The following is a 6,352-nucleotide window of genomic DNA, read 5'->3' as shown; positions in this document are numbered from 1 at the left end:
TAGCTTCATTATATTATTTATTTACCACCCCTACTTTTATGACTGACTTATATTGAGATATCATGAGACCATTGTTAACTGAAATCAACCAACTACTGTCAATGTTTGTAGTCGTTTCAGTCATTGATTATAACAATTGATTATCTTCTACATATTGTTCAAGTATTTGATGCATTTTATCGAACATCAATTCTAGACCATGAACAGTTGAGTCATGATATTCTTTTTTCTTTTGTTTATATTCTAATGTTGTTAAACGTCTTTCACGTTCGACTAATGACTGATAATAGAAGAACATTTGTGTACCGCCACTTTCACGTTCTTCAAATTCGACTTCAATAATATCTTCTTGATCACTTAATTCAGGCATACCAATTGTCATTTTAATATACTCGTTATTAACGAGTTCTTGATATGTACCTTGAATTATATTTTGACGCCCATTACGTGAATCTACAATTCGATATGAACCGCCTTCTTTCATATCTACATCAATAGATTTATTTGTACGTTGAGAAGTCATAAACCATTGTTTTAATAAATCTGCGTCTGTCCAAGCTTGATATACTAATTCTGGTGAGTATTTCAATAAGCGTTCGATATGAATTTCAACATTTTCATTCTCTACATTATATTTTGCCACTTGTTTCACCTACTTTCACTCTTACTTCTATTTTAACGTATTTCAATACAGTTCCAAACTTTGAACTATTAAAATGTTTAATTATTTTAAATTTCTTAATAAAAAACAACCTACACAACTGTGCTGATTACTTAAGATTGCTGTTCGGTTTAGCTTTAACACGTGGATATCTTAATATAATCGCTAAAATGCCACAAATTCCTAGTAAAAAGGAATAAATACAATACGGCATAACACTAAACGGAGATATACTTGCCACGCCAGCTGCTGCAATGACTTGTGGACTATAAGGTAAAAAGCCTTGGAAACATCCCGCAAATATATCTAACAAACTTGCTGATTTACGCGGATCAACATCATATTCATCAGCAATATTTTTCGCAAGTGGCCCCGACATGATAATTGAAATTGTATTATTAGCTGTTGCAATATCTGCAGCACTCACTAATCCAGCAATACCAAATTCTGCGCCACGTTTCGTTTTAACTTTAGAACGAACAAAATTCAGTAACCATTCAATGCCACCATTGTGTTGAATGATTCCAACTAAACCACCAATTAGCACTGCAATGATTGCAATATCCTCCATACCAATAATTCCTTCTGATACTGCTTGTAATAATCCCTTCCAACCAAAAGAACCATCAAACAAGCCAATCAAACCAGATAATAATGTACCACCGATTAAAACGATGATTACATTCACACCAATCAGTGCTAAGGCTAATACCAATACGTAAGGAATGACTTTAATTAAATTGTAATCATAGCTTTTAGAGTGATCTATTGAAATACCATTAGTAAGGAAGAATAAGACAACAATTGTTAATAGTGCTCCTGGTAATACAATCCAAAAATTCACTTTAAATTTATCTTTCATTCGTGTCTTTTGCGTTCGAACGGCAGCTATCGTTGTATCAGAAATCATCGATAAATTATCGCCGAACATGGCACCACCTACAACCGTACCCATTGCTAACGCTGCTGGAATATCCGTTGCTTGAGCAAACCCAAAGCCAACAGGTGCTAATGCCGCAACGGTTCCTACTGAAGTACCCATTGAAATAGAAACAAACATACATATTACAAATAAACCAACGATAATTAAATTCTGCGGTATTAATGATAAACCTAAATTTACAGTTGATTCAACGCCACCCATTTTTTCAGTTGTGGTTGAAAAGGCACCGGCCAATATAAAGATAAAGACCATCAAAATAATGTTTGAATGACCTGCACCTCTTGTAAATACCTCAACTTTATTTGCGAATGTTTCTTTTCTATTCATAATTAAGGCAACGATAACAGTAATTGTGATTGCTACATTAAGGGGCATATTTGTAAAATCACCTGTAACTGCACCAACACCTAAAAACAAGGCAATAAATAATACTAGTGGCAGTAACGCCCATGCATTGCCTTTTCTTTGTTCTTCCATACTTAACCTACTTTCCTTATAAAAATAATTTTATTATTAAAGTTACAAGAATACTGTCATAACGTCAATAAAGTTTTATGGAAATTGCATATTTAAAATCATCGTTTGTGACATGACATTAATGATTGGGTCGTTCAATTGTAAATTGCTCGCCTAATTTAGCGTAATCATTACCTGCTAAACGTGCAACAGGTTTGAGTTGATTTGCATTAATTTTACTGTCTCCAAAATATACATCGTCCTGTATATGATACTTAACAATTGTTCCAATAATTAAATCGGCGCCCTCATCTTCAGAGCCTAATAAAATCATTTGTTCAAGTTGACACTCAAATCTAATTTTGGCTTCTTTGATTGCTGGTACATCAATAATATCAGAAGTCATCATATGGAGTTCAGTCAAATCAAGTTCATTGTCTTCAGGTTGGATTGGCGCTGCAGTTTTATTAATTTCTTCAACATTATCTTCATCCGTAATATGAACAACAAATGATTTAACGTTTTCCATATTGATTGCGGTATCTTTGCGTTTTCCTGCTTTTCTTTGTGCGGAAATAGCAATCATAGGTGGCGCATTATTAACGATATTGAAAAAGCTAAATGGTGCGGCATTTAAACGCCCATCGCTATCTGAAGATGTAACAAATGCGATCGGTCTTGGAATAATCGAGCCACTTAATAATTTATAATTTTGAATATCTGTTAATTGCTTAGGATCAATGTGCTTCACGCTCTATCACTCCTACTCATTTCATTATAAAAACGCAAGAGTCTTATTCAAACCCTTGCGTTGGATTTACAATTTTATATTTAATTAATTTGAATACCACCAGTTACACCGAAGACTTGACCAGTTGTATAACTTGAGTCTTCAGAAGCAAGTAAGACGTATGTGCCAGCGAGTTCTACAGGTTGTCCTGCTCTACCTAGTGGTGTATCTTGACCAAATTGTGGTATCGCAGACTGTGGCTGACCTCCAGTGATTTGTAATGGAGACCAGAATGGACCAGGTGCAACGCAATTCACTCGAATCCCCTTCTCTCCTAGTTGTTCAGAGAAGCTTTTCGTGAGTGAGATGATGGCTGCTTTTGATGCTGCATAGTCGTGAATAAGTGGATTGGGATTATAGCCTTGAACAGATGATGTTGTTGTTATAGATCCACCAGGTTGTAAATAATCCAATGCCCTTTGCACGGTCCAAAATACTGGATATACATTGGTTTCAAATGTTTCTTTAAACGATTGCGTATCAAATCCTTGTAATGTGTCATGATACTGTTGATGACCTGCTACTAATGTCACATTATCTAAACCACCTAGTTCATTATACGCTTGTTCAACTAAATCATAATTAAATTGTTCATCACGAACATCCCCAGGTATTAAGACAGCTTTACGTCCTGCCTTTTCAATAACGTCTTTAACTTCTTGCGCATCTTGTTCTTCACTTGGAAGGTAGTTAATGGCAACATCGGCGCCTTCTTTCGCATAAGCGATAGCTGCCGCACGTCCAATTGCTGAATCGCCTCCCGTTACCAACATTTTATAATCCAATAAACGATGATGCCCCTCATAGGAAGTTTCCCCACAATCAGGTTGTGGTGTTAAATTGGATTGAAGTCCTGGTAAATCTTGTTCTTGCTTTTCATAATCAGATGACTTAAATTTAGTTCTTGGATCTTGTGCGCCCATTTTATTCAACTCCTAAAGCATGTTTAGTGTTTGTTTACCCATTCTTATTGATTATTAAATCAATTATTGAAAAATATCATACAGTCACACACACCATATTTAAATTTCATCATTGGCGATGAATTAAATTAAAGCGCTTCAAACAACTGATCAATGAGCGTTATAAAATATTCTGGGACTTTCTCAAGTATACGTTCATCTGGATCAAATTTTGGATGATGTAGATCGTATTTACTATTTGAACCAATAAATGCAAACACACCAGGATGATTAGCTAATAAACCAGAAAAATCTTCACCAATCGTATACGGATTCTCTAATTCAATGATGTTATAACCGACCTTTTTAGCGGCTTCTTTAGCATGTTGCGTTAAGTACGCATCATTGACTACCGTTCCTGGAAGTCTGGTATAAACAACTTCAATTTCTACATTAAATAATTGCTCTAACCCTTGGGCTATCTCATGAAATCGCTGTTCTATATAATTTTGAATCTCAGGTTTAAACGAACGCACTGTGCCTTGGACATAAGCTTGATCAGCAATTACATTCCATGTATTACCAGATGATACTTCTCCAATCGTCACTACCGCGCTATCAAAAGCCGATATATTTCGACTTACAATCGTTTGTAGACTTGTAATTAATTGACCGAGTACCATAACTGGATCATTACCTTGTTCAGGTTTTGCAGCATGCGCGCCTTTACCGTGAATTTTAAATTCAAAACGATCAACAGCGGACGTAATAGGCCCAGCCTTAATTGCAAATTCTCCAATATCTAATGTTGGATAGTTATGGAATCCAAGAATAGCTTTGACATCATCCAAGACGTCTGTCTCTGCAATTGCTTTAGCACCATAACCCGTTTCCTCTGCAGGTTGGAATATCAATTTCACACGACCTTTAAGTGTTTGCTCTTGTTCTTTTAATTTAGTGGCAATAGCTAAGATGCTAGCCATATGAATATCGTGACCACACGCATGCATCACGCCTTCATTAGTTGAAGTGAATTCATGGTCAACTTGCTCTGTAATCGGTAACGCATCTATATCTGTACGTACAGCAATACATGGTTCTCCTTGACCAATTTCAGCTATGAGACCTGTTTCTAAAGGAAGGTCAATGATTTTAATATCATATGCTTGTAATATACGTTTTATACGTTTCGTCGTTTCGTATTCTTTCTGAGATACTTCAGGAAATTGATGAAATGTTCGTCTCCAATTGACATAGTCATTAAACGTTGTCATATCGATTGTCGTCCTTTCTTTTTGAAAATAAAGTGAATGCCATAATAAATCAATGTCCCTATAACGACACCAATAGCTAAATTGTGAGACATTAAAATTAATATCATCGTTATCATCATAACGATGCCATGTGTAATTGGCGCTTCTCTCAAATGTTTAAATGTACGTCTATCAAACGTATTTAAGGATATCGTAATGAGTACCGATGCCAAAACTGCCATAGGAATTAATCCTACAATTGGGCCCAAAATGACAACACAAGATAAAAGAAACATTCCAGTAATCAATGTCGCTAACCGTGTTGTGGCGCCCATTTTAAAATTAAACTTTGACTGACCTACTAAAGCGCTTGAACCATAGCCACCTAGAAATCCAACTAACACATTAGCTAACCCTTGACCCATCACTTCACGATCTTTATTCGATTCACTTTGCGTTATGGTGTCCATCATATCGTTAGTAAGATTGGTTTGAACGACAGAAATGATAGCCATGGTTAATGCATATAACATGATAATACTAAGTGCATGTGCATTTAGTAATTCTGTATAAACAGAGGGCTTAGGGAGGGTAAGTCGAATTTGTGCTAAATCATGTACCAATTGAACATTGGGTTTAATTAAATAACTTACTACTGTTAATACGATGATGGCGATTAGTGGCGCCGGTATCAATCGTATCAATTTCGAGGATAAATAAATGATAAGAAATGTTGCAATTGCTACATAATACGTTGCAGTTGTAATGCCAAATATATATTTTATTTGTGTCGTAAGTAGTAAAATCCCCAACGCATTCATAAATCCTATAACGACAGTATCGGGAATATGATGGAGTATCTTATCTATACGACATAACCCAAAGATAATCAAAATGATGCCCATAACAATTGTTGACATAATTAAATAATGAACATTGTATTGTTCAACAAGTGGTGCACCTACAATAGAAATACCACTACTCGGACCAGATACCATACTAATCCGTTCTCCTAGCAAACTTATAAACAACATCATTAATCCACAACTCATCAACCCTACAGTAGGACTAATATGCACGATAAACGAGAAAGCTATAGATACTGGGAGTAATGCTAACCCCATTAAGATACCAGCCAAGATATTTTGTGCAACATCACCACGCCATTGTTGCTTATAGCTTAATCGTTTCATTACCAGTCACTCCCCTATTAGTTTATATCGTAACATAATTGTCAAACTTTTCTATCAATTTAAATTAGAAAAAGAGCGGAGTCTGGGACATAAATAATATAATAATGCTATTTAGCAAATTCGCAGTAGCTGACTGAACTGAGAAGGCGCTTAA

At 35.5% G+C, this 6,352-nt stretch carries 6 protein-coding genes; all 6 read right to left on the bottom strand.

Annotated features, from left to right (window positions below; all coding sequences use genetic code 11):
• Positions 1 to 127: 127 nt before the first annotated feature.
• A complete protein-coding gene (locus JVV30_RS08035; protein WP_070854622.1) occupies positions 128 to 643 on the bottom strand; it encodes an SRPBCC family protein in 516 nt (171 codons plus the stop codon).
• A 127-nt stretch (positions 644 to 770) separates the two neighbouring features.
• The gene (locus JVV30_RS08030; RefSeq protein WP_070854617.1) at positions 771 to 2,081 is read right to left on the bottom strand and encodes a Na+/H+ antiporter NhaC family protein; all 1,311 of its coding nucleotides are present in this window, start codon (positions 2,079 to 2,081) and stop codon (positions 771 to 773) included.
• A 118-nt stretch (positions 2,082 to 2,199) separates the two neighbouring features.
• The gene (locus JVV30_RS08025) at positions 2,200 to 2,811 is read right to left on the bottom strand and encodes a flavin reductase family protein (RefSeq protein ID WP_070854616.1); all 612 of its coding nucleotides are present in this window, start codon (positions 2,809 to 2,811) and stop codon (positions 2,200 to 2,202) included.
• Between the two features lie 80 nt (positions 2,812 to 2,891).
• Complete coding sequence (locus JVV30_RS08020; RefSeq protein WP_204193958.1) at positions 2,892 to 3,773, bottom strand: SDR family oxidoreductase; 882 nt, start codon at positions 3,771 to 3,773, stop codon at positions 2,892 to 2,894.
• A 128-nt stretch (positions 3,774 to 3,901) separates the two neighbouring features.
• Positions 3,902 to 5,026, bottom strand: coding sequence for an amidohydrolase (locus JVV30_RS08015; protein ID WP_204193957.1), 1,125 nt, complete (start codon positions 5,024 to 5,026; stop codon positions 3,902 to 3,904).
• A complete protein-coding gene (locus JVV30_RS08010) occupies positions 5,023 to 6,198 on the bottom strand; it encodes a SulP family inorganic anion transporter (protein ID WP_075108055.1) in 1,176 nt (391 codons plus the stop codon). The genes JVV30_RS08015 and JVV30_RS08010 overlap by 4 nt, the downstream gene beginning before the upstream one ends.
• Positions 6,199 to 6,352 lie beyond the last annotated feature (154 nt).

Source organism: Staphylococcus sp. GDY8P47P (assembly GCF_016892225.1).
Classification (GTDB): domain Bacteria; phylum Bacillota; class Bacilli; order Staphylococcales; family Staphylococcaceae; genus Staphylococcus; species Staphylococcus borealis.
The sequence above is the reverse complement of the archived record's forward strand: the minus strand, read 5'-3'. Positions and strand labels throughout refer to the sequence as shown.

Coding starts and splice junctions, on each gene's coding strand:
- JVV30_RS08030 (WP_070854617.1), bottom strand. CDS start 2,081: ATGGAAGAACAAAGAAAAGGCAATGCATGGGCGTTACTGCCACTAGTA.
- JVV30_RS08020 (WP_204193958.1), bottom strand. CDS start 3,773: ATGGGCGCACAAGATCCAAGAACTAAATTTAAGTCATCTGATTATGAA.
- JVV30_RS08015 (WP_204193957.1), bottom strand. CDS start 5,026: ATGACAACGTTTAATGACTATGTCAATTGGAGACGAACATTTCATCAA.
- JVV30_RS08010 (WP_075108055.1), bottom strand. CDS start 6,198: ATGAAACGATTAAGCTATAAGCAACAATGGCGTGGTGATGTTGCACAA.